The 24,738-nt window shown below is 56.0% G+C and carries 21 protein-coding genes and 1 pseudogene; 18 read left to right on the forward strand and 4 right to left on the reverse strand.

Going from position 1 to position 24,738, the window contains the following annotated elements; translation table 11 throughout:
- Positions 1-36 precede the first annotated feature (36 nt).
- Complete coding sequence (locus BOSE62_RS09255) at positions 37-1,578, forward strand: carbon-nitrogen hydrolase family protein (RefSeq protein ID WP_159645274.1); 1,542 nt, start codon at positions 37-39, stop codon at positions 1,576-1,578.
- A gap of 44 nt (positions 1,579-1,622) precedes the next feature.
- Here the strand turns inward: BOSE62_RS09255 and BOSE62_RS09260 are convergent, their stop codons facing one another.
- From BOSE62_RS09260 to BOSE62_RS09270, 3 genes are all read right to left on the reverse strand, one after another.
- Complete coding sequence (locus tag BOSE62_RS09260) at positions 1,623-3,362, reverse strand: ABC transporter ATP-binding protein (RefSeq protein WP_159645277.1); 1,740 nt, start codon at positions 3,360-3,362, stop codon at positions 1,623-1,625.
- Positions 3,363-3,558: 196 nt separating this feature from the next.
- Complete coding sequence (locus BOSE62_RS09265; protein ID WP_159645280.1) at positions 3,559-4,641, reverse strand: nucleotidyltransferase family protein; 1,083 nt, start codon at positions 4,639-4,641, stop codon at positions 3,559-3,561.
- Between the two features lie 55 nt (positions 4,642-4,696).
- Positions 4,697-5,593, reverse strand: a complete 897-nt coding sequence (locus tag BOSE62_RS09270) for a LysR family transcriptional regulator (protein ID WP_159645283.1) — start codon at positions 5,591-5,593, stop codon at positions 4,697-4,699.
- Between the two features lie 102 nt (positions 5,594-5,695).
- Between BOSE62_RS09270 and BOSE62_RS09275 the strand changes: the two genes are divergently transcribed.
- The 17 genes and pseudogenes from BOSE62_RS09275 (at position 5,696) to BOSE62_RS09355 (ending at position 23,789) form a co-directional block, all read left to right on the forward strand.
- Positions 5,696-6,193, forward strand: a complete 498-nt coding sequence (locus BOSE62_RS09275; protein WP_159645286.1) for a lactoylglutathione lyase family protein — start codon at positions 5,696-5,698, stop codon at positions 6,191-6,193.
- A gap of 132 nt (positions 6,194-6,325) precedes the next feature.
- Positions 6,326-7,000: a type 1 glutamine amidotransferase domain-containing protein gene (locus tag BOSE62_RS09280; RefSeq protein WP_159645289.1), complete on the forward strand. Its 675-nt coding sequence runs from the start codon at positions 6,326-6,328 to the stop codon at positions 6,998-7,000.
- 32 nt (positions 7,001-7,032) lie between these two features.
- Positions 7,033-7,629 carry an SDR family oxidoreductase gene (locus tag BOSE62_RS09285; protein ID WP_159645292.1) on the forward strand — a complete coding sequence of 199 codons (597 nt, stop codon included), beginning with the start codon at positions 7,033-7,035 and terminating at the stop codon, positions 7,627-7,629.
- Between the two features lie 369 nt (positions 7,630-7,998).
- Positions 7,999-9,939 carry an AsmA family protein gene (locus BOSE62_RS09290; protein ID WP_159645295.1) on the forward strand — a complete coding sequence of 647 codons (1,941 nt, stop codon included), beginning with the start codon at positions 7,999-8,001 and terminating at the stop codon, positions 9,937-9,939.
- Between the two features lie 167 nt (positions 9,940-10,106).
- On the forward strand, positions 10,107-13,313 hold the full coding sequence (locus tag BOSE62_RS09295) for an autotransporter outer membrane beta-barrel domain-containing protein (protein WP_159645298.1): 3,207 nt from the start codon (positions 10,107-10,109) through the stop codon (positions 13,311-13,313).
- Positions 13,314-13,387: 74 nt separating this feature from the next.
- Positions 13,388-14,086, forward strand: coding sequence for an RNA polymerase sigma factor (locus BOSE62_RS09300; protein WP_328799771.1), 699 nt, complete (start codon positions 13,388-13,390; stop codon positions 14,084-14,086).
- Positions 14,076-14,996, forward strand: a complete 921-nt coding sequence (locus BOSE62_RS09305; protein ID WP_159645301.1) for a FecR family protein — start codon at positions 14,076-14,078, stop codon at positions 14,994-14,996. Before BOSE62_RS09300 ends, BOSE62_RS09305 begins: the two co-directional genes overlap by 11 nt.
- Before the next feature lie 76 nt (positions 14,997-15,072).
- Positions 15,073-17,448: a TonB-dependent receptor gene (locus BOSE62_RS09310; protein ID WP_328799772.1), complete on the forward strand. Its 2,376-nt coding sequence runs from the start codon at positions 15,073-15,075 to the stop codon at positions 17,446-17,448.
- Between the two features lie 223 nt (positions 17,449-17,671).
- Positions 17,672-17,926, forward strand: a pseudogene (locus tag BOSE62_RS09315) (hypothetical protein); the annotation flags it as partial.
- Between the two features lie 367 nt (positions 17,927-18,293).
- Complete coding sequence (locus BOSE62_RS09320) at positions 18,294-18,482, forward strand: hypothetical protein (protein ID WP_159645307.1); 189 nt, start codon at positions 18,294-18,296, stop codon at positions 18,480-18,482.
- A complete protein-coding gene (locus BOSE62_RS09325) occupies positions 18,479-19,165 on the forward strand; it encodes a DUF6445 family protein (RefSeq protein ID WP_159645309.1) in 687 nt (228 codons plus the stop codon). Before BOSE62_RS09320 ends, BOSE62_RS09325 begins: the two co-directional genes overlap by 4 nt.
- A gap of 91 nt (positions 19,166-19,256) precedes the next feature.
- Positions 19,257-20,798 (forward strand): tryptophan 7-halogenase, encoded by a 1,542-nt coding sequence (locus BOSE62_RS09330; protein ID WP_159645312.1) that lies wholly within the window; start codon positions 19,257-19,259, stop codon positions 20,796-20,798.
- Positions 20,798-21,445 carry an aspartyl/asparaginyl beta-hydroxylase domain-containing protein gene (locus BOSE62_RS09335; protein WP_159645315.1) on the forward strand — a complete coding sequence of 216 codons (648 nt, stop codon included), beginning with the start codon at positions 20,798-20,800 and terminating at the stop codon, positions 21,443-21,445. The genes BOSE62_RS09330 and BOSE62_RS09335 overlap by 1 nt, the downstream gene beginning before the upstream one ends.
- 1 nt (position 21,446) lies before the next feature.
- Positions 21,447-22,352 carry a hypothetical protein gene (locus BOSE62_RS09340; RefSeq protein ID WP_159645318.1) on the forward strand — a complete coding sequence of 302 codons (906 nt, stop codon included), beginning with the start codon at positions 21,447-21,449 and terminating at the stop codon, positions 22,350-22,352.
- Positions 22,349-23,212 (forward strand): sulfotransferase domain-containing protein, encoded by an 864-nt coding sequence (locus BOSE62_RS09345; protein ID WP_159645321.1) that lies wholly within the window; start codon positions 22,349-22,351, stop codon positions 23,210-23,212. Before BOSE62_RS09340 ends, BOSE62_RS09345 begins: the two co-directional genes overlap by 4 nt.
- A gap of 59 nt (positions 23,213-23,271) precedes the next feature.
- On the forward strand, positions 23,272-23,523 hold the full coding sequence (locus BOSE62_RS09350; RefSeq protein WP_236553958.1) for a PqqD family protein: 252 nt from the start codon (positions 23,272-23,274) through the stop codon (positions 23,521-23,523).
- Between the two features lie 104 nt (positions 23,524-23,627).
- Positions 23,628-23,789, forward strand: a complete 162-nt coding sequence (locus BOSE62_RS09355) for a hypothetical protein (RefSeq protein WP_159645327.1) — start codon at positions 23,628-23,630, stop codon at positions 23,787-23,789.
- Positions 23,790-23,883: 94 nt separating this feature from the next.
- Here the strand turns inward: BOSE62_RS09355 and BOSE62_RS09360 are convergent, their stop codons facing one another.
- A complete protein-coding gene (locus BOSE62_RS09360) occupies positions 23,884-24,708 on the reverse strand; it encodes a sulfotransferase (protein WP_159645330.1) in 825 nt (274 codons plus the stop codon).
- Positions 24,709-24,738 lie beyond the last annotated feature (30 nt).

Raw genomic sequence — 24,738 nt, forward strand, 5'->3', positions numbered from 1 at the left:
GTTTCCCGCGATACAAAAGACCGCTAATGGGCGCAGATGACTGCAGAAAAACCGAAGCTCATCATCCGCAAGGCGGAACTGGAAGATGCCCGCAAGATATCCGCCTTGTCGCGCAAGGTTTATGGCAAGGGCGAAGGCTATTCGGCCGAGGAAGTGCGGGGCCAGATCAACAATTTCGCCGATGGCCAGCTGGTTGCCGAATATGAAGGCAAAATTGTAGGCCATTGCGCGACATTCCAGATTTCCGAAAAGACAGCGCGTGCAGCGCATAGCTGGGCGGAAATTACCGGCGGCGGCTTTGCCGCGCGGCACGACCCGAACGGCGAGATTCTCTATGGTATGGAAGTCAGCGTCGATCCGGATTACCGGCGGCTGCGCATCGGCCTGCGCTTCTACAAGGTGCGCCGGGAACTCTGCCAGCATCTCGGGCTGAAGGGCATCATCTTTGGCGGGCGCCTGCCCGGCTATGCACGGCGCAAGCGCAAATATCCCGATCCGGCCGATTATCTGGCCGCAGTGGTCGACAAGCAGTTCCGCGATCCGGTGATCAATTTCCAGCTCAATCAGGGCTTTGTCCCGCTGGGGATTTTGAAGGACTATATGCCGAGCGACAAGGCATCCGGCGGCAATGCAGTGCATATGTTCTGGGAAAACCCGCTGGCTGCCGAAGCCAAGCTGCTGACCCAGACACCGCATGACCGGCTACCCCAGTCGGTGCGCGTGGCAACGGTACAATTCCAGATGCGCAAAATTATTTCGCAAACCGACTTCGAGGAACAGGTTGAATATTTTGTCGATGTCGCCGCTGATTATGGCGCAGACTTTGTCACGTTCCCCGAACTGTTCACGCTGCAATTGCTGTCCCTCGAAGGAGAGAAACTGGAACCGGCCCAGGCGATCGAAAAAATCGCCGAATATACCGACCGGTTCAAGGAAGTGATGGAGAAGCTGGCGGTTTCCTATCATATCAACATCATCGGCGGCTCGCACCCCACCCGCATGGAAAATGGCGATATCCGCAATATCTCTTACGTGTTTCTGCGCAACGGCGCGGTCTACACGCAGGACAAGCTCCATCCGACGCCCAGCGAAGTGCGCTGGTGGAATATTAAGGGCGGCTATGGCGCGGAAGCGATTCCGACCGACTGCGGCCCGATCGGCGTGATGATCTGCTATGACAGCGAATTTCCGGAACTGGCACGCCATCTGGTCGACCAGGGCGCGATGATTTTGTTCGTGCCCTTCTGCACCGACGAACGGCGCGGCTATTTGCGGGTGCGTTACTGCTGTCAGGCGCGCGCGGTTGAAAACCAGTGCTACGTCGTGATGTCCGGGGTCGTCGGCAATCTGCCCAATGTCGAGAATATGGACATTCATTATGCCGAAAGCGCGATCCTGACCCCTTCGGATTTCCCGTTTGCTCGGGACGGCGTGGCAGCCGACACCGCTCCCAACACGGAGACAATTGCGATTGCCGACCTGTCGATGTCGAGCCTCCTGACCAGCCGCCAATCAGGAGCAGTGCAAAATCTCAAGGACCGGCGTTTCGATCTGTACCGGGTATTGTGGAAGGGATAGATACGTTCGAAACGACGTTCGCCGGATCGGTTCTGGTCCGGTTTCTAGTCACCGTTTTCCATGATATCCGCCCATTTACCGGTCTCCTTCACGCGCCCATCCTCGAGCACGATCAACTGATCCGAATTTTCCAGCGTGGGCAGTCGGTGACCGATGACAATAACAGTGATGTTGTCGTGTAACCGGTCAATCGTATCGCGGATCCGCGCTTCATTTGCCAGGTCGAGTGCGCTTGTGGCCTCGTCCAGAATGATCAGTTCCGGCTTCTGGATGATCGCCCTGGCCAAGGCAATTCTCTGCTTTTCACCACCCGACAGGCGCTGTCCCGCATCGCCGACAACGGTATCCAGCTTTTCGGGAAGGCTGAAGACAAAATCCGCGGAAGCAAATTGCAATGCCTTTTCCAGCTCCTGGTCTGTGGCTCTATCATCAGCCCACAACAAATTGTTGCGGATCGTATCGTGGAAAAGAAAAACATCCTGCGGCATATAGGCGATGGATTTGCGCCAGCGCAGCCGGTTTTTCTCATCGAGCGGTACGCCATCGATTTCGATACTCCCAGTGGCAGGAGTGAGCAGGCCCATGATGAGATCCGCCAGCGTCGATTTCCCCGATCCCGAGGCCCCCATGATCGCAGTGGTTTTTCGGTGCGGAATCTCGATATCGACATCATAAAGTGACGGGGTCCCCCGGGTCCGGTAGCTGAACGAAACGCCCGAAAGCTTTATGGACTTGTCGAACCGGATTTTGTCACCCAGATTTTCAGACAATGTTGCTTCCCGTGCCGCACCGGCTTCGCGCATCAGACTCGTGTAATTTGACAAGACGGAATCAGAATGGAGAATATTGTTGATCTGGGTCTGGATCTCCCGGATCTGCGGGGAAAGTCTTGAAAAAATCAAAACCAGAATAAGCAGGGTGGGCAATGAGAGCTCGAATGTCGTGACACCGATATAGAGAAGCATCACCATGAACAACGCGACCAGGATCTGGAATATGACGCTCATCGCGGCATTCAGATGGGTGAATTGCAAAGTCCGTGTGCGCAAAAGGCTGCGTATTTCCAGCATCAAGCGGCTTTGGCGGTTTTCGCTTCTGAGAATCTTGATAAGCTTGATGCCGGCCAGACCTTCTTCAATCGTTTGCTGCACCTGCCGATTGGCAACGCTCAGCAGCTTTCCCTGCTCATGGGCAAGCTTGTGCTGTCTGCGCATGGTGAAGAACAGCCCGCCGCCCAGGATCATGGCTGCAAGCGTCAGTGGCAGGGACAGGCTGAGCGCTACTGTGATGTAAGCCAGGATCGAAAAAGCCGAGACAATGAAACGGACGGAGAACATCAGCGCGGTGCCCATCCGGCTGATTTCGGTAACCAGCAGATTGGACATGTCCGACTTTTTCTGCGTTGTTAGCCATTCCCAGCGTGCCTCCAGCATCGCATTGAAACTTTTTGTACGAAGATCGTCCAGCAATTCGAGCCGGAAACGCTCGGATACGATTGTCTGGCTATAGCTTATACAAGCGCGTAAAATATTCAGAGCCAAGAATGTGGCGAGAAGACCAGTCAGCGTGATCGGTATCCCCAGAAATACCAGGCCATCCACGATCATTCCGACGACACCTGTGGCCTCCGTCTGCGATTTCTGCAACGCCGCCAACAGGGGAACCAGCAGCACCAGCCCGATGCCTTGTGTCACACTGGACAGCAGCAATAATGTGGCAAACAGCAACGAGCGGGCCGGCGAAAAACGCCACATCATTTTCAGATAAGTCAGAATCAGCATCATAGTCGTTTAGTTAAAGCGCTCAACTAATCAATCGAAAGGCGTCGGCCGTATCGCGGGCGACAGCAATCACCACGCCATTTGATGGTCCACAAAAACAGAAGAAATATCGTCACAAGGATGAAGCAGCGAATGCGTCAGCGCCTTCTCCACAAAGTCATCGCCATGATCGCCGTATATGGCCGCCTGATATGCATGGTTATATCCGGGCAAATACAGAATTCAAAACGCGGGCGCGCGTGCTGTCCATCAGACCGATTTTCCCCGAAAAGATAATATCGGCAGAGCCAGAGAGGAGCGAGCTTTTCCAAGGCAAATTCGGTCGGCCGTTGGTGTCAGCCGTCAATGTTTCGAAGAACAGGTCCTTCAATTCTGCGGTATTCCGAGCTTTCATATATGGCTTGAGTATTTGCTGCCATCCGTCATCCAGGCTGTCAGGAAAGACTTGTTCGGTCATCAGCAGACTTGCCGCGACCGCTGTATCGCAACCGTAGGTTGCCGCGATACTCAGCATCTCCAGTCGATTATCCGCGGGCATGTATCGCGCAACAATCGACAAATCGACGACCCACTTCAATCTCGGCCACATGGCGAGCGATCCATGCAGGACGAGGTACAGGCAGTAGAAGCTGTTAGACAGCGATGGCTGGGCATCGAATTGCACGGAATTGTTAAAATCTCCTGTGAGATCTCTCGGCTCGAACTTGAACAATCTCTGATGCAGTTCGATTGGGACCGAAACAGCAGGGTCAATAAAGGTAATATCCTTGAACCGCTTCAACTCCATCTTCTGGCGTATAGACTGAGGTATCTCAGTACGTTTCAACGTCGCAGACTTGTAGATATAACCCTGCTGGTTCATCATTGCGATAGCTTGACGGGACCGGTCCGGGGAAATGAGAATATCGATATCTTTCGATCGTCGGACAGCAGAATTATCATGAAGCTGTTGTGCCAGTCCTCGCCCTTTCAGAACGGTGAATGGAATGGAATGGTCTTTTAGCAATTTCGATATTCTTTGTTCGGCAGCCTTTTGTTTCAGACTTGCAATCAAATTTTTCTGACAGGCCAATTCCAACAGCGTTGCGGCAGGGCCCGTTGCTGTAATATCAGCACAATTTTGCATCGCCATGTGCAAGAGCGGGCCGACGCGATGCCGATTGTCTGCAAAAGTTGCGAGCGTCTCGCTGATCGGTTCCCCAACACCTCTTGGCGGCAAGGATATGGCTGGACGCAGATATCTGCTCAATGATAATAGAAGGGCCTTGCTATCGCTGTCCATGAATAGCACCTAGAATTTTACTTCCGCTTAGGCGAGGCCTGAATGCCAAAGGCACTCATTTTTTCTCCAGCCTATCAGATACCGCCTGTATCAGCGCCGCAATTCGCGAAACACGTGCTGGCAAGACTCGCCCCCTCCGGGAGATCATCCACAGATCGTGGCGCAGCTGCTTGGAAAGCGGTGCGATGCGCAATCTGTCGTTATCAGGATAGCTGTCGACACCGCTGCGTGGCAGCAGCGTATAACCGATACCGCGCGCCACGGGTGCGGGAATCTGGCTGATCTGGTTTACAAAGCTCCGGATTCGCAGGCGATCCGATCCGCGGAACTCATCGGGAAAGTTCATCGCGAACAGATCGTCAGCATAGGCGAAACCGTCTGGATGCGCGATGAAGCCGAGCTCTTCCAGCCGTTGAAAGCTGATCGGCGAAACCGACGCGCGTTCGGGAATCACCAGGCACAATTCCTCCTGCCCCAGATGTTCTGCCTGAAGCCGTGGGTGTTGCGGATCATGATCGGCAACACCGAGATCAAATCGTCCCTCCAGTACACCGGCCAGCACCTTGTCCTGCGGGACCGCCTCGAGCCTTATACTCAGGCTCGGCGAGGTTTGCATCGCAGATAGCATTTCAGGATATAGCAGCGTTGCAAAACTACCGGAACAGGCCATAGCCACTTCGCCAACCGCAGGATCATCCTGCGATATGGTTTCCTGCAGCGCCTGTTCTTGAGCCCGCCTTGCCTGTCCGACTGCCAGAACCGCTTCACCCGCAGATGTCAGGCTAAAACCTTTGCCCTGGCGAGAGATCAGCGATTGACCAACTTGAGTCTCGAGCTTTCGCAGATGCTGCGAAACCCCTGGCTGTGTCATATTCAGCAGGCTGGCTGCCTTGGTAAAGTGACCGGTTTCGCAAAGCACAACGAAGCTTTCCAGCCATTGGGAATTCAGCATGAATCATTACTATATGTTATGATTATATTTTTGAATGATTATTTTTTTAAATGTTGTTGCTGCTCTATTTCCTTCTGATCAGAAGATGAAAGGAAATCTAGAATGCAAACTGCACCACGCGCTTTCTCCCATATTGGACTATCCGTTCCCGACCTCGATGCCGCGGTGAAATTCTATACCGGGGTTCTCGGACTCTACACGATAATGGAACCGACGAGTGTCATCGAAGACGATAGTGCGGTCGGAATCATGTGTACGGATGTTTTTGGCCCCGGATGGGACAGCCTGCGTATCGCCCACCTCGCCACCGCTGATCGCGTCGGCATCGAATTGTTCGAGTTTCCGGACAACTATGCGCCTGATAATAATCTGGACCACAAGCGTTTGGGAACATTCCATTTCTGTGTCCAAGATCCGGACGTAGAAGGGCTGATCGAAAAGATTGTTGCGGCCGGCGGCAAGCAGCGCATGCCGGTACGCGAATATTATCCCGGCGAGAAGCCCTATCGCATGTGCTACGTCGAGGACCCGTTCGGAATCGTGTTCGAGATATACAGCCACAGCTATGAACTGACCTATTCCGAAGGCGCCTATTCATAGCAGAATGAATGGATTGGACGCGCGGTCTTGAGCTTGCATTCACCGAATTTGAGACCCGGCCGCGCAACCAATGCACCACCGGAACGTTGTTGGAGGAAATAGCAAATATAACATTACAAGATGGCAAGAAATATGAAAATCCTGATGGTTCTCACCTCACACGACGAACTTGGCGACACCGGCAAAAAGACCGGTTTCTGGCTCGAAGAATTCGCAGCGCCTTATTATATTTTCAAGGATGCCGGATCGGATATCACGCTGGCTTCCCCCGAAGGCGGACAGCCGCCGCTGGATCCATCCAGCGACGCAGACGACGCCCAGACCGAAGATACGAAACGATTCAAGTCTGACAAAGCCGCGCAGGCGGCAATTGCTAACACCAAGCCATTGTCAGCCGTTTCGGCCGACGGCTTTGACGCAATCTTCTATCCCGGTGGCCACGGTCCGCTCTGGGATCTGGCCGAAAATGATGACAGCAAGGCCCTGATCGAAACATTTTCCGCCAGCGGCCGCCCTGTCGGCGCAGTCTGCCACGCTCCCGCCATCTTCAAACATGCGAAAAACGCGGTTGGCGAACCGCTGGTCAAAGGCAAGGCAGTAACCGGCTTTACCAATTCGGAAGAAGAAGGGGTTGGCCTGACCAATGTCGTGCCTTTTCTTGTCGAAGATATGCTGAAAGAAAATGGTGGCATCTATCGCAAGACTCATGACTGGGCCCCTTTCGTTGTCGTCGACAGCATGCTGGTCACTGGCCAGAACCCCGCATCGTCAGCAGAAGCCGCGAGCAAGCTGCTCGATCTGCTTTAATCCCCCAACAAGTGAAGTGAACGGAGCGACCTATGAATATTCTGATCGCCGGCGCGACCGGCAAAACCGGATTGCGGCTCGTGAATCAACTGAAGAACAGCGGCCATTCCCCCGTCGCGCTGGTTCGTGAATCCTCGAATACAAGCTCATTGCCGCAAGGGGTAGAGCAACGCCAGGCGGACTTGACCGATCTGCAAAGCGGCGTTTGCGATGGTTGCGATGCCGTAATTTTCGCGGCCGGATCAGGCGGATCCACCGGTCCCGAAATGACCGACAAGGTTGATCGCGACGGTGCCAAACGGCTGATTGATCTGGCCAGCGAGGCGGGCGTATCACGCTTCGTGATGTTGAGCAGCGCTGGCGCGGATGATCCCGACCCGGAAAGCGATCTTGCGCATTATCTGCAAGCGAAACATGACGCCGATGAACATTTGAAAGCCTCGGGCCTGAACTACGCAATCGTCCGGCCCGTCAGCCTGACCGATGAGGATGGCAATCGTAACATGCGGTTCGGCGACGATGTTGACCCCAAGGGAAAAGCGGCGCGTGGCGATGTCGCTGCAGTGCTGGCCAACGCGGTGGAAGACAGTGACTGGACAGGCAAGGCTCTGCTGATGCAATCAGTCTAGTGCCGGGCTGGCAACCCTGGTGCTGAACGATTTCAGATCAGCCACGCCAACCGCCTGCCCGGACGGCCAAGCGCCCTACACGGCTCCGCGAAAATGCGATGACCAATATGTTGCAGGCCACCAAAGCGGTAAGCGCTGCCATTCGTCCGCCGGCTCAGTCGGGGCGCTCTGTATCGCTGCAACTTTTGTCCCGCCCGGACGTAGATCCAGCTATGCAGGACCATTCGACCGCCAAGGGCGGAAAATACCGGCACCAACCAGCAGGATGCGCAACAGATGAAATTGGCAAGGGCAAAGCGGGACGAACCGGTTCAATATGCAATCATTGCCAAATTCCGCACCCGCGCAACGTCGGCGGATCATTCGTAGATGGTCGATATCGCTGAAATCACTCGCGAAAGCCCCTATCGGAAGCTGAGAATCATCATTGCCACCTGTCTCGTCGTTCTGCTGTCGGCTATTTTGCTGCTGGGGGCGGTTCCCGCAGGCATCTTCAAAAGCGTGATCAAGGAGAAGTTGCAAGGAACCGCCGAACGCGAAGTAACAATCGGCACCGTCACCCGGGACAGCTTTTTTTCCTACGCTCCGGTTATCACCATCCATAATCTTCGCGTTGCGCAACCGGCCTGGGCGGGTGAAGGCGATTTCCTCCGACTGAAATCAGTTTCGGCGCGGCTGTCCGTGTTTGAAGTTCTGACCGGCAACACTCAGCCAGATCGGGTCACTGTAGAGGGGCTGGAAATCGCTCTTGTCCGCGACGAGGATGGCCGGAGCAACTGGAATGACCAAGATGATCGCAAGGATGGTGCAGAAGCCAGCACCCCGGTCCTGACCGATCTGGATGTCGCCCACTCCCGTTTCAGCTATGTCGACCATAAGCGGGGCCTCTCGCTTGCGGGTCCCATTTTGGTCAATTCGCGAAACGGTCTTCGCGCGGAGGGACGCGGTACATTTTTAAAGTCCAGCGCCGTAATGGCGTTCACCGGAGGCCCCATTACGGGGATTGATCCCGAAGCCGGCTATCCTTTTCAGCTTTCCTTGCAGTCTCCGGCTTTGGAACTGAAGGCCAAAGGCGAAATGCAGGGCGTATTGAACACCGATCGGTTCGTCGCGACGCTATCTGCACGCGCGCCGACTCTAAAAAATCTCGACCGCATTGTCGAAGCTGGTCTGTTCGGGACGCAAAAGATCGATTTGCAAGCAGATATCCGTCACCAGGGAAAGGACTGGTATATTGAGAAGCTGAACGGATCGATAGGCCGGTCCAGCCTGACGGGCAAGGCGGACGTCCTGAAACGGGATGGCCGGACCAAAATAGACGCCAGCATAAAATTCGCTACGCTGGACTTTAACGATCTGGCAGACGATGAAGGCTTGGCCAAAGCGGCGGCTCTCACCCGGCGCATTGGCCCCCGGGTCATTCCCAACACCCGTATCAATCTCTCCAAAATGGGGCCGACCGATGGCCAGATGACTTTCACCGTTGACCGCCTGCTTTCGCGGCGGGATACGATATTCCGGAGCGTGCGGGGCAAATTGTCGCTGGATCACAAGTTGATCGACATGACAGATCTGGTCATCGTGTTGAAGAGTGGCCGAATGGTTGGCACCGTGCGGGTCGATCACCGAAGTGGCGCACCGAAATTTTCAACGGACCTGACACTGAGAGGCGCTTCCCTTTCCGATCTGATCGGCAATGACGATATCGTGACGGCAAAGATGCGGGGCCGGATTTTATTGTCCGGCACCGGCGACACGGTCCGGTCCGCCTTGGAAAAGGCAAACGGCAGAGCCGCGATGGTCGCTTCGGGCGGCAGCGTTCGCGCTACAGCTGCACATGTTCTTGGCCAGAATCTCGGGGCCGCGGTCCAGGAAATAATCGGCAATCCGGAAGCGCGGGTGCCACTGCGCTGTCTGGTAGCCAGCTTTACGGCCCGAAACGGTATTTTGACACCCGCACCGCTTGCCATAGATACCAGTGTCTCGGTCGGACGTGGCCAGGGACGGATCGCCCTGAAAGGCGAAACAGTCTCTCTGATATTGCGCGGCGGCGCCAAGGGGAAAAGCGCTTTGCGCATTGTCGATCCGATCAAAATTTCCGGAACGCTGAACGCTCCGGATGTGTCCGTGGCCGGGCTCGGCAAAGCCCGGGATGCAGAAAAGCCTTCCCTCGGAGATGTTTTGAAAGTTGCGACAAAATCTATCGGCAGCGCGCTGGGTATAGGCGACAGCGACGAACAGAAAGAGGCTTTCATGCAAAAGCCGAAGTCGCTGGACTGCGATGCAATTGTTGCCGACGCGATGCGCTAATATTGCGGGAACCGCCCTGCACCTTCTACCACTTGCAGCCACCTGAAAAACCTAGAACAATCAGGCTGAACCCCAAAAAAAATTCACTCCGGTCAAGGCTGCGACCAAATGGCTCCGTCTTGTGAATATTCAGGGAAATATGTCCCCATATTCACAAGAGGATTTACATGCGCAAATATCTACTCGCGTCGACCTGTCTGGTCGCTGTCATTGCCCTCCCCGCACGGGCGGAAACAAGCATAGCGACAGCCACCACCGACCCGATCCGCACATCCACCATCGATGGAGGGGGAGCCGATGATATCAGGATCACTTCAGCGGGCTCGGTCCAACCGACAGCGGGTATTGCGGTTACCGTCGACAGCGACAACATTCTGGTCAACGACGGTACGATAGAGATCGGCAATGCCGACAACGCGACCGCTATTCTCGCAGAGTCAGGCGTCACCGGTACAATCACCAATAGCGCGACGGGAAAGATCATTCTTGACGAGCCCTATGCGCCAACAGATGCCGACAATGACGGGGACATAGATGGCCCATTTGCCACCGGAACAGGCCGGACAGGCATCGCGACCGCCGGCGCTTTCAACGGCAATATTACGAATAGCGGAACGATCACGATCGAAGGCAATGACTCCGCCGGGATCCGTCTGGGCGGTCCATTGGCCGGCAATTTTGTGCATGACGGCACGACCACCGTGCTCGGCGACAACGCGCTAGGCGTTAGTTTGCAAGATATTACCGGCGATGTTCGGATTGCCGGAACCATCACCGTGCAAGGTCTTGACGCGGTAGCGGCGCGTGTCGACGGTAATGTCGATGGCGCGCTTGTGGTCCAGGGATCTCTGCAGTCCACCGGCTATCGATATGCGACAGCGCCCGCCGACAGCTCCAAGCTGGACGCCGACGACCTGCTGCAAGGCGGCCCAACCCTGTCGATTGCTGGCAATGTTTCGGGCGGTATCATTCTCGCCGTGCCGCCGAAGGATAACAGCGCCACAGACAATGACGAGGATGATGACGGCATTGAGGATTCCAAAGAAGGTTCTGCGCTCGTCCGTTCTTATGGCGCGGCGCCCGCAATGCGTATTGGCGATGCCGGCAACGCCGTAACCATCGGCGCGATCGCCGGCACGGGAACAGGTTTTGGGTTGGTCATCGACGGCGGCGTCCTGGGCAGCGGTGTTTACAGCGGCATCAACGCCGGCGGCCTGCAAATCGGCGGACTCGGCGGCACCGTCACCATAGACGGCGGCATTGGCATAAGTGCAACCGGCTCGATAAAAGCGGTCTCCAACGGTGGATCGGCAACAGCGGTGCAATTGGGATCGGGCGCCACGACACCAGAAATCCGCAATGCCGGCACCATCGAAGCGACCGGTGGAAGCATCACAACTTCGATCAGCACCGCGATTTCGATCAGCGCCGGCGCAAATCTCGCAACCATCCGCAACAGTGGCACGATTGGCGCTAAAGCGGGCGGCAATGAGGCCACCGCGATTGCGATCATGGACTCGTCCGGCACCGTCGAGCTGATTGAAAACAGCGGTACGATCGCTGCCACCGGTGCGCTCGCATCATCGGGCCGCAATGTCGCGATCGATCTTTCGGCAAATGACTCGGGTGCCACCGTCCGCCAGACCGCAGTAGCGGCGTCGGCGAAGGCTCCTTCGATCATCGGCGACGTTCGCTTCGGCAACGGCAACGACATTTTCGAAATAGCCGATGGCAGCATGAGGGGAAGCAGCAGCTTCGGCGCCGGCGACAATCAGCTCAACCTGTCCGGCGACGCAGTTTACGCCGGCAAAGCGGAATTTGGCGCAGACACAGATATTCTGGCACTCTCGGGCACAGCGGTGTTTGACGGCAATGTTGATTTTGGCGGCGGAGCAGACATGCTGGATTTGTCCGGCACCTCACGATACTCCGGCTCGCTGACCAATGCACAAGGCCTTGCGGTGACAGCGTCTGGCGGCACGTTCGATGTCACCGGCGCTGCTCAAATTGCATCGCTTGCCATCACGGACGATGCTGTGCTCGGCGTCACACTGGGCGGCACCAACGATACGGCTTTACAGGTATCAGGCGATGCAAGCTTTGGTGCCGGATCGAAACTCGCGATCAAATTGTCCAATGTCCAGAGCGCCGAGGGGGACCATGTGGTCGTGCAGGCTGGAACCATCACCGGCGCGACAAATTTGACCGCCTCAACCGCGCTCCTGCCTTTCCTCTACAAAGGATCCCTCAGCTCGAACGCCAATCAGGTCATTGTCAGCGTGGCCCGCAAGGATGCGACGGAACTCGGCCTCAACCGGTCCGAGGCAAGCGGATTTGCCGCAGCCTATGCGGCACTGCAAACCGATGAGGATGTCGAAGGCCTGTTCCTGGCAATTGCCGATCAGCAACAGTTTCGCAATCAGTTGCAGCAGATGTTGCCCGAGCATGGGGGTGGAATTTTCGAAAATGTCACTCTGGGATCCCGGGCAATGGCACGGTTCCTTGCAGATCCGAGCGCTCCGTTCAAGGATGAAGGCAAATGGGGCTACTGGGTTGCGCAGGTCGGCTGGGGCAGTTCGAAAAGTGTGGGCGACACCGCCGGCTATGACGTCGGTGGCTGGGGTATATCCGCGGGTGCAGAACACAAGACCGGCATCTGCAATTTCGGCGCCTCTGTCGGATATATTCACGGCAAGAACGATAACGCAAGCAATGGCAATGAAGTCTGGTCCGAACAATGGGAACTGGCCGGATACTGGCGTCTGGCCGCCGACAACTGGCTGGCCCATGCCCGCATATCCGGCGCGAAGATCAACTTTGACGGCAACCGCTATTTTGTTGGGGAACTGGACGGGGAGGATATCACGAAGACCATGACATCGGATTGGGGTGGCACCTTGTGGTCAGCCTCCGGTGCGGTAGCCCGTGACATGCGTTCGGGCAATTTCTCGATCCGCCCGACAGTTGCCGTAGAATATTTCAAGTTGAGTGAAGACGGCTATGCTGAATCCGGCGGTGGCGAGGCGCTGGATCTGACTGTCGCCGACCGTGAAAGCGACGAGTTGGCGGTTTCCGGCACAATTTCGATGGGCCTCGATCTGGGTGGTGTTGACCAATATGATGGATGGTATCGCTTTGAGCTCGAGGCAGGGCGACGCGAAATCGTCGGCGGATCTCTTGGTGTCACCGTTGCCCAGTTCGAAAACGGTTCGCCCTTCACCCTTGTGCCGGAACAACGCAAAAGCGGATGGATCGGACGATTGCGCGCAGTCGCCGGCAATTCCGCCTTCCAGATCGGCGGCGAAGTTTCTGTCGAGGAACAGCAGAGTCATGCGGCTGTAGCGGTACGCGCCAGTCTGCGAGTCGGTCTGTAGTAAAATCGCTCGGGCGAGAGCGCAAGGGGGCAGGATATATCCCAATCCCCCCCTTGCCTTCCTTTAAAACGGAAATGGAGACAGACATTTTTGCTACACCCGCCTCGGACACCGCCCGCCCACTCATGCTGCTGTTGCGCGATAGATTGCGCTCGCTATATATCGCGCCAGCGGAAGACGCTTGCGACGGCCATATCAGCAAAAGGCGCATCGCACCGGACAAGCGCCACAGCCGAAGCGAACAGTTCATGAGCATGGTTGATAAAAAAGTTGAATCCGCACGCGGCATCGAAGCTGTGCTGCTCACCAACCGTGAAAAGCTGATCCGCTTTCTGCTGGCTCGCGGCGCCGGCGACAGTGCTGAAGATCTATTCCAGGAATTGTGGGTACAGATTGCAAGGTCACGCCCCGGACCCGTGGCAAACCCGCTTTCCTATCTTTACCGCGCCGCCAACAATCTGATGCTGGACCGCTACCGCTCCGCGCGTGCGACTGAAATGCGCGAGAAGGCCTGGGGTGAGCAAGAAAGCGGACGTGGGCATCCATCGGTCGAACAATCGCTTATCTCGCGGGAGGAACTGGCCCGCGTCGAAGCTACGATCAACGAGCTCGGCGAACGCCCAGCCGCCGCCTTCCGCTATTTTCGCATCGAGGGTATAAGCCAGCGCGCCATCGCGGCCCGGCTGGGTGTCAGTCTGAGCACGGTGGAGGCGGATTTACGCAAAGTCTACAAAGTGCTTGCCACAATGAAAGGGCAAATCGATGAGCGATGAAACACCCTTTGCGGTCGAAGCCCAGGCACTGGACTGGATAATCCGCCAACGCGATCCTGCTTTCGACGATTGGGAGAACTTCACCGAATGGCTGGAACAGGCCCCAAATCATGCCGCCATCTACGACCGGCTGGCGGCCCGCGACGCGGAACTTGATGAATATCCTGAACCGGCCGACGACATTGTAGCCACCAAGCAGCCGGTCTTTGCCAATCGCCGGACATGGCTGAGTGGAGCTCTGGCTGCTGCGCTGCTTGGAATTATCGGCACCAGCATGTTCAACAATAATGTCACCCGTATTGAAACCGTCGCCGGAGAGCATCGGACGGTCGCGTTGGCAGACGGCTCCCGGATCGAGATCAATGGCGGAACAATCATCGCACTGGACGAAGACCGGCCCCGCTTCGCCCGGCTCGAAAGTGGCGAGGCAATGTTCCACGTCGTTCACCGCGAAGACCACCCGTTCCTGGTCGAGGCCGGCAAAGCGAAGCTTGTCGACATGGGGACCGCCTTCAACGTCATTCGCCGGTCTGATACGCTGACCGTAGCCGTGTCGGAGGGCCTGGTGCTGTACAATCCGGAACGCGAGAATATCTCGCTGGATGCTGGATTCGGAATTGAGGCTTCGGATGCGTTGGGACCGCCCCGGGTGCAGGCCATTGACCCCCTCAGCGTCGGTAGCTGGCGGAAGGGCCAGCTTGTCTATAATGGGACGTCCATTGCGCAGGTCGCCGAAGATCTTGGCAGAACGGCCGGTCTGAAAATCAGTGTCTCGCCCGACGTTGCATCGCTGCCGTTTCGCGGCGCCCTTTTGATCAGCGATGACCAACAGCGAGTGATCGATGACCTGACGGCACTGGCAGGCATTAGAGGAGAAAAACAGAATGAAGGATGGTTGCTGACCCGCTGAAATGAACACCCGCCTGTTCTCCGCCCTGTTTTTACTTTTGTGCGCGACCCCCGTCGCGGCACGTGATGAATCGCGCTTGATCGAATTGCCAAGCGGAACATTGTTGCAAAGCCTCCCGCTACTCGGGCGACAGGCGGGCATCAGCATCAGCGTGGCCGATGCAAAACTCTGGCGAAGGATGGTAAAACCGGTTCGCGGTCGGATGAGCGTGCAAAAGGCCCTTGATCGCATGCTTTCCGGTACCGATGCGCATGCGGTGAAGGTCGGTGCGACCAGCTGGCGCATTGAACGGCGGGCATCCCGCTCTCAACACGCCACTCGTCAGGCCGGATCAACCCGCAAATCACGCCAGGTCAGCGTGCAAGCGACGCCATCAGCGGAGGAGCAACGTCCGGTTGAAGAAATTGTCGTCAACGCCAGCAAGATCGACATGCCTTATGTCAACTATGCCGGCGCCGTCACCATATTGGACGGTGCCGATCTGCAGTTTGGCGGAGAGCGGGGCATGGATTCGATATTGTCGCGCATGGCGACCATATCCTCCACTCATCTTGGCAGCGGCCGAAACAAGCTGTTCATAAGAGGCATCGCCGATTCAAGCTTTACTGGACCGACCCAGGCGACGGTCGGGCAATATCTCGGCGATATCCGTCTCAGCTATAACGCGCCCGATCCCGACTTGCGACTTTACGATATCGACCGGGTGGAAATTCTCGAAGGACCGCAAGGCACATTATATGGCGCGGGATCGCTGGGGGGCATTATCCGGATGATCCCCAAGGCACCCGACCCGGACGAGACGACTCTGGTCGCCTCAGCGGGCGTTTCTCTGGTGCAGCATGGCGCGCCGGGTGGCGATATTTCAGCCACAGCGAATATCCCTGTCGGTGCGAGAGGGCATGCGCTGCGGCTGGTCGGCTATTCCATCAGCGACGGTGGCTATATCGACAATCCGCTGCTCGGACTGAATGACGTAAACCGTACCGATATCCGTGGTGGACGCGGCACGCTGCAACTCGACCTTGGTGACAATTGGGCAATAGATTTCGGTGGCATCTACCAGACCATAAAGGCCGATGACGCCCAATATGCTGACAAAAATGCCCCACCCTTAACCCGCAGCAGTCTTGTCGAGCAGGGTGCAAAGGCGCGCTACGGTTCGGCGATGGTGGTGATCATGAAGGACTGGGACAATCTCCATTTCCAGTCCTCCAATGCCTATGTCGACCACAATCTCTACGAACGGTTCGACGCCAGTCTGGTCGGAGACACGCCCCGTATTTTCGAACAGCGGAATGCGACCCGGATGCTGACCAGCGAGACGCGCCTGTCCCGCCCCTATAGCGACGGGCTGGGCTGGGTGATCGGCGCCAGCTTCATTGACAATCGGACACGCCAAACAAGGGACTTTGGCGGAGAGAACATGCGTGCGGCGATTGTCGGCGTCACCAACCGGATCACCGAATATACGGCCTATGGCGAAATGTCGCTTGAACTGCTGCCCGATATCGTCGCTACCGGCGGCCTGCGCTATACCCATGCCCGTCTCGGCGGTAATGGCGAGGATATCGATGCCCTCGTCGCGCTGACGCAAATCGGCCGTGCCATAACCGCAAAGCGCAATGAACAGGACCTGCTGCCATCAGCATCGCTGCTCGCGAAGCTGGGGAAAAATGTAACATTTTACGCCCGCTATCAGGAAGGATTTCGCCCCGGCGGGCTGTCGATAGACGGCAGCTTCGTCCAGCGCTTTCGCAATGACCATGTGTCCACCTATGACGCGGGTATGCGCTTTGGTCGCAAGGGCGTGACTCCCTTCGACGCCACGATTTCCATCTCGCACAGCCGCTGGCGGGATATTCAGGCGGATTATATCGACACCAATGGCTTCCCGACCACCGCCAATATCGGCGATGGAAAAATCACCAGCATATCGGGTTCAATTGCCGTCAGACCTGTCACCGGACTGTCGCTGGAAATGGGAGCAGTTTATAACAAGAGTCGCGTGATCCAGTTGTCGACCGGTCTGCAACTGGCCGGGGCGACCTTAGCCGGTCCCCCCACCGATTTCCTCTCGTCGGTCCCGGTGTCCGCTACCGGGCGGCTTGGCCGCATACCCAATGTCGCCAGCCACGCCGTGCGCGGCTCGGCCAATTTTGAAACGGCCATCGGTGACGAGGATTTCCACCTGCAGGGATGGGCCAGCTATATCGGTCCTTCCCGTGTCGGTATCGGCCCGCTTCTGGGCGAAGGGCAAGGAGACTATCTGGACAGCGGCCTGGCCGCGCGGATCGGCGATGATTCACGAGGGATCACTCTTTCCATAACCAATCTTCTGGATTCGCGTGGCAATCGCTTTGCTCTGGGAACGCCGTTCGTTCCAGGCAGCGAGGGCTATCTGACCCCGCTTCGTCCACGAACGCTCCGGATCGCCGTCGACGTCGCCTATTAAGATTGCGGGAGGCCCTATACAATAGCCAGAGGGGCGCACGGCTGCAAAATCAGGCAAAGCTGCTGCAAATAACAAGTCCGGCGACAACAAAGAGTGAGGCAAATTGCTGACAGCATCCAGCGGTTCGGCTTTCCCAATCCGGTGGCGGTATCGGATGATGGCGAAATCAACGCCGGGCACGGGCGAGTAGAGGCAGCAAAGCTGATAGCTATGAAGGCCGGAGCTACTGGAAAACTACTTCCTGCCAGGCGATCTGGAAACACAGTTCGAGACGTTCGTCGAACATCAGCGCAGGCGACGGCAGTGCCGGGAGCGCTGCCTGATGCCGAGCCACCAGCGCTATCACGCAAACCCGAACAATGTGACGCCTGCCGATGCCTACTTCAGCTGAGCATCCGCGATCACAAGGCAGCGAGAAAGAACCAAAAAACACGACATCGAACATCCGTGCTTGCAACACTGCAAGCCTGCTGCTTAATATCAACCAACCAGATCGAGCCAATGCCCCGTTATATTACGAAGCCTTCAGTGCAAAATGTTCTGACGACGGACAGTCTTGATAGCGCCTAATTCACGCGGTTTCCGCAAGGAACACAGGACCATAAAAGCCATGCAAGTCCACTCAGCAGTCGGTGTTTACGTGCAAACCCCTTGGCTAAAGCACCGGACAGCTGTCGCCCCCCTTGGTCGGTCTTGGTCTCGTTGCCACCCGCAGCCGTATGACAAGCTACCGTTGCGCCAAGGCTTTCAATTCCACCCTCGGGATCGTGCCAAGATTTACACGGTATCGGCCCGAATGCTATCTGCCGGCACCGGCTGCGATGCGGTTCGCGGGGCTTCTGCGCATGGCTTACGCGCTACGTCTCGGCTTGGCGTCGTCTAAAAGCAGAGAGGCGATCGACATGATTAGCGCGCATATTTGGATCGTATCCGGCCACGGGAATTTGCCAGGCAAGGATAACTGGTTCCCGGATAATGCAGGCTTCAGTGACGGGACAAACTTCGACTTTACCGGCGCAGAAAAACAAGCATGACGGCAATTGAAGATCGCATTTTAATCAAAACCATAGGGCGTGAGCAAAACCGCATCGCATTCGTACGCGACGTGTTTGAAGAGCCTGAGAGGGTGATTGCTCTGGCCTCTGCGGCAAAATATGCGGCGGCGAGCAAAGCCTATCCCGGCGTTCGCGCTCCGGTGGATAAGGACGTCGCCGTGTTGGTCAAATCAGCGATTTTGGCGGCGGTACGGGCATTGTTGGCGGCCGAGATTTCGGAGCTGGCCGGCGGTCTACATTATTCGATAGTGACCCAACCCCCGTTCGACAGACGGGGTATAGCGCGGATGCCGCATACCGATGGCTCGACAGGAGCCCTTATGGCTGCAGTGCTATACCTCAATCGTGGCCCGCATGGCGGCACCGGCTTTTTTCGTCATCGGGGCACCGGCTTTGAACGGATCACAGATGACCGCAAACCATTCTATGATACGGTTGTGAAGTTAGAACAGGCTCAGCGCGTTCGTTCAACGTCTATTGCGCCGGATTTGCATCACCCCTGTTATACCAGGATCGCCACTGCGAAGCCTGTCTTCAACAGCATGGTCGTCTATCCCGGAGCGATCCTGCATAGCGGTGATATCGACAGGACTGCCCCAATTCCGCTTGATGCCCGAAACGGCCGCCTTACCATAAACGCTTTTCTTACGCCCGCTTTATAAAGTGATGCCCTGCCGGTGAATAGTGCTTGACGATTGGGTAGTCATAGGGTTGGAGGATGAGCCTAAGCACCGTGAAATTGGGGTCTGAAGCATGCAATCAAAGGATGGCCGGGTAGATTCTGTATTGGTGGTTGGAGCGGGTACTGCCGGTCTGGTTTCGGCACTGATGATCCGTCAGATGAACCCTGACCTGCCGATTACTGTCCTCTATTCCGCTCGCATTGGGCATATCATGATCGGCGAAGGAACTTTTGCCACTACCCCGGCCCTGCTTCATGACAGCATGGGGTTAGATCGGCGTGCATTTTACGCCGCAGTAAAACCTACCCCTAAGTTCGGAGCGCGATTTCTTTGGGGAAAAAATGGCAATTTTGATTACACGTTTGAAGCACCGCTAAGCACAGGCGGCAATGAATTTCACAAGTTGCCGCTTGGCTATAGCTTCCCTCCTGATAGCCCGTTTACCGGATATTGCATAAGTTCTGCGTTCATGGAGGCCGGAAAGATTCCGGATGCGGCGCTGCAGTCAATGGCTTCGGTTGGCCGGCCACCGGCTGCCTATCATATGGAAAATCAGCTGTTCGTCGATTTCCTCTCGGAAACATGCTCCCAGCGCAATATTTCGCTTGTAGACGCAGAAGTCTCCAACATCGAAACGGGCGAATCGGGCGTAAAACACGTCCTGACCAAAGATGGGCGCGCGTTTGCCGCTGATCTGTTCGTTGATTGTTCCGGCTTCTCCGGCGCGCTCATTCATGGTGCCTTGGGCGAACCCTATCTCAGCATGAGAGATTCCCTTTTTTGCGACAAGGCTGTCGTCGGCGGATGGACGCGCACGGACGAACCGTTGCGCCCCTATACAACTGCAGAAACGATGAACGCCGGCTGGTGCTGGCAGATCGAGCACCGCGATGTCGTAAATCGCGGATATGTCTACTGCAGCGCCTTCATAGATGACGAGACCGCCGAGGCCGAATTCAGAAGCAAGAACCCGAAGGTCGTCGAAACCCGAACGGTCCCTTTTGAAACGCGCAGAATCCGTCGCTCGTGGGTTGGCAACACTGTCGCTATCGGCAATGCCAACGGTTTTGTCGAGCCGTTGGAAGCCACGAATATCCAGCTTATATGCAACTATGCACTGCGATTGGCGATCGCTCTGAGCGTCAGCCGGAGAATAGTGCCCTCACAGGTTGAGGCGTTTAATATCTATACTGAAAGAAGCTGGCATTCGGTGCGCGATTTTCTCGCTGGCCATTACAAGTTTAACACGTTGCTGGACACGCCTTTCTGGCAGCACGCGCGCGACGCAACCCCCTTGCACACGGCGGAGGCGGCCGTTGATTATTACCGCGAGGCCGGCCCCGACCCAACCGGAATGCGGATGATGCTAGCCGAACATTGCTTGTTCGGTGTGGATGGCTGGCTCGCCATCCTGCTTGGCTGCGGAGTGCCCTATGCCCGGAATCGGGCTCTGCCAGCCGAGGAAGCCGCAAGAATGGCTTTTGTGCGAAAAGTTAACGCCAATCTGGCAGAACGCGGAAGCGACCCCGCTGTGACACAGATCGAAGCCTGGGCACCGCAGGCTAGACAGCCGCAGAACGCGGCAATCAATTCTGGCATGGCAAGCTCGTGATGAAAGCCCCCTCCACCAGCCCGGTAACACGGCTCATACTTGAACGGTCCGATCCGGGCACGCTTGGCGTGTTGCCGCGGGTGACAAAACCGGAGATGGTTCGGCATCTTGCGCCGGTCGATATCAATTTGCTGCAGGCCAAGGTAAGCCGCCTGTCAGAGATGGCTTGGGCCAAAGAGGATGAAGGAAAGCCCAACAGGTTTCCCTGTTTCCATCACACCCAGCATATCCTGTTTCGATTCATCCCGGACAACCGGAATGCAGCAAATTTCGTTTCCTATCCCAGCTGGCCGCTTTGGGCGCCCCTGCTGCTTCCTGTGATGCAGTCGGCAATTGTTCCGTATAATTTTACCCGGCCGGTTTTTCCAAAGGTCATGCTGGCCCGGCTACTTGCCAAGCGGCATATTGATCTGCACCGGGACGGCGCGGGGGCCAATCTTCATACCCATAAAATCCACGTGCCACTACAGACAAACGACGCCGTTCGATTCCAGTTCGCCAATGCGCAATTCCAGCTTCATGTCGGCGAAGCTTATGAAGTCAATAATATAACCCGGCACGGCGGATACAATGACGGGGACGACCACCGCGTCCATCTGATTTTCGAAGTCTTCGATGCCGCTGCAGCCACAAAGATGAATTCCTGAAGTGCCCCTCTATTATCGCGCTTATGGACTGATTTTCGCGTCGGAAATTGCCTTGCCGTTCGAGCCGGTTGACGAGGCAGCAGTGGATGTGACTGTCGTGCGTGGCGAAATACCGCAGGATCTGGGCGAAGGCACACGTGGTCGCGGGCTGTGGTGGGCAAAGCCGGGTTGCTTCCTGATCCACCATGGTGACGGCAGCGGCGTGTTGGTTCGGGATGGACGGGAAATGATTGTCGGCGGCACCGAACCCGATATGGTCAGATTGCTGCTGACCGGATCTGCCTTGACCGCCCTCTTGCAACAACGCAATATCGTCCCACTTCACGCCAGTGCCGTGTTGATTGACGGCAATGCAGTAGGTTTTTTTGGTAATTCCGGTGCCGGTAAGTCGACAACCGCTGCTGTGCTGGCCGAACGCGGTTTTCCCTTGGTTGCCGATGATGTTCTGGGATTGCAAATCGAGCAGGGCGACACCGTGTTGGCGGTGCCCGCGTTCCCCAAGATCGGGCTATGGCGCAGCGCAACCACTGCCCTGGACCTGACGGTAACCCCTGACGACCAGCGGATGAACGGCGTTGAAAAATATCTAGTTACGCCAAAGCAATTTCACTCCTCACCCGTGCAATTGTCGCATCTTTTCAAGATAGAGCCGCACATCGAAGGCGATTTCGAGCTGACGGCGCTTGACCTGTCAGAGCTTCATCAACTGCTGAATGCGAACATTCATCGCAAGCGGGCTGCTTTGGCGCAAGGCGCACTGCCCGGATTTTTTCTGTCCCTGGCCGCGACCGCCCGGCAAGTGCAGTCCTATCGCCTGATCCGTCCTCGCGAAGGCGCGCGCTTTACGGAACTGGCAGACGCTATCGTCAACCGGGTTCGGTCGGATCTCGCGAATATGCAATCGTGACCAATCGGTTGGTCTGGCTGGCCTCCTATCCCAAGTCAGGCAATACCTGGGTGCGTGCGATCCTGTCCGCGTTGTCCGTCGATTCGGCAGATATGTTCGATATCAACGCAATGGTGGGCCGAGGCGGTCCGGTCAGTCCGAATGAGTTTGAAGATATCATGGGCGTGTGCTGGAGCGAGCTAAGCATTCGCGAACGGCAGGATCTTTTGCCCGAGTTTACGGCCGAACTGGCACGCGGCGTTCGAGGGATAGAGTATCACAAGACCCATATGAAGTTTAAGTGGAGTCCTTCTGGGAGACCTGTGTTTGATGGTCGGGAGGGGGCGGTCGCGGTCTATATTGCCCGCGATCCGCGGCAGGTCGTCATTTCCCACGCACATTTCTTTGGCACGGGAATCGCAGAATCCGCGGAGATCATGAACGATCCAAACAGGCGGACCTCTCTAGGCGACCCAGAAATACATGAAAGTGTAGGCCGCTGGACCGACCATGTGACCGGCTGGATAGGCCAAAACCATATTCCGGTCCATGTGGTGCAATATGAAGCGCTCAAGGCCGATCCATACCGTGCGGTCAGGAAAATTCTGGATTTTGTCGGTATTGATTTTTGTGCCGACACCATCGAAAGCGCCATTGCGGCCACGCGATTTGACCGATTGCAGAATCTGGAGCGCAAGGAAGGGTTCAACCAGCGTTCCACCGCGACAGATCGATTTTTCCGAAACGGGACAAGCGATGAATGGCGGGAGGTGCTAACCACCGAACAACAGCGTCAGATCGAGCGCGATCAGGAGGCAGGAATGCGGCTGCTGGGCTACTTGACGGACGATCCACTGGCAATTAGGAAACTTCAAAAATGACTTTGATCGAGAGTAGCGTTATGGACCTCGCAACCACCATTTGCCGGAACCCTGAAATAATGTTCACCGAACTGGGTGACAAGACAATGACTATGAACATTGAAACCGGGAATTATCACGAACTCAATTCCATCGGTTCAGCGATATGGCGTGAAATTGAACAGCCGGTTCAGATCGACTTGCTTCGGGACAGGCTTTGTAACCGCTACGATGTATCACCCGAGCAATGTCTGAGCGAGATGTCGGATTTTCTGACGGAACTGTCTGCGTTGCAGATGGTCGTGGTCGGAAAAGAACCGACTGGAAATTAATGCGCGATCATGCGTAAATCTGTTGATTCAAACGAGAAACTTCTGCATGAAAAACAAAATGCTGCTCGCGTAATCATGGATAACGGTAATTGAAGGAATCGATAATGGCTGAAAAAGTGGTAAAAGAAACTGGGTCCGAGCAAGATTCTTGTGAACGTCTGGCTTGGGATCGGCCGACCGTCCTTACGTTCGACGTGATACGGGCAACAGAAGGTGGCACTTTTGATTTCAACAGTCCAGGTGATGACGCTTGGTATAGCAGCTGAATCTGTTTTCCATATTCTGACTGGTTCTGCCGTCCATAGGCTGAATATTCGTGCCGACTAATGTTTCATTTTTGACCCATATTGTAGGTAAAAACTAGAACAGCCCGCGCCAAGCATAACCCAGCGCCTCGATCTCATCAGCAAAATCAGCAAATCCGGCACGCAGGTCGTCGATTGCATGGGGTTGCAATCTTGAAAAAGCGTCACCATTCATATTCCGCGCTGTCTCGAAATAGCGATTTTTTACCGGAATCGGTTGATCCAGAGCATAATCGTCGATCATTGGCATGAATTGCCGAATGCGAGCCGCCGTGCCGACGGGATCATCGGTCATGCTTTCATATGTCAGCCAAATAGAGTTTACTTGGCGATTAGCCCTGTTCCGCAACTGCCAGCGGAAGCAGTGACCGATATGTCTGGCGACCAATTGATATTTGTTGTCGCCCGCTGCCAGCCGCTGTTCAATCGGCCTGCGCAATATACCTTCGGCAACCGCATAAGGATCTCGCGTCAAAAGGATGAACCGAGCATCGTCGAACTGCTGGTCCAGAACATCCATATTAAGCAGAAAAGGCGGTGACGAGGTAACGAATACAGAGGCGTCGACCCCATATGATCGAGCCAGAAAATACCATGCCTTCCTCGTCCGCTGCCAGTCATAGACAGACGGATCACAATAGCGTGCACGACTGTCAGCAGAGGCGTTCCAGGTCAAGGAATCGTGGGAATCACGCGTGAATGGCCCGACATAGCCTGGGACATGTTGACCCTCGCGCGGCAGCCACCAGACTTTGTCACTGAATTCGAACGAGCGTCGCAGAAAGGTTGATCCGGAATTGTTCGGGCTGATGACGAACAAATGTGTCCGGATCGTTTGCGCCGGATCATGCTGTGCACCGAATTTGAGCAAGCTTGCCATGCGCGCGCTTTGCATGATAACGCCGCCGGA

The organism is Sphingorhabdus sp. 109 (assembly GCF_902506555.1).
In the GTDB taxonomy this organism is placed as follows: Bacteria; Pseudomonadota; Alphaproteobacteria; order Sphingomonadales; family Sphingomonadaceae; genus Parasphingorhabdus.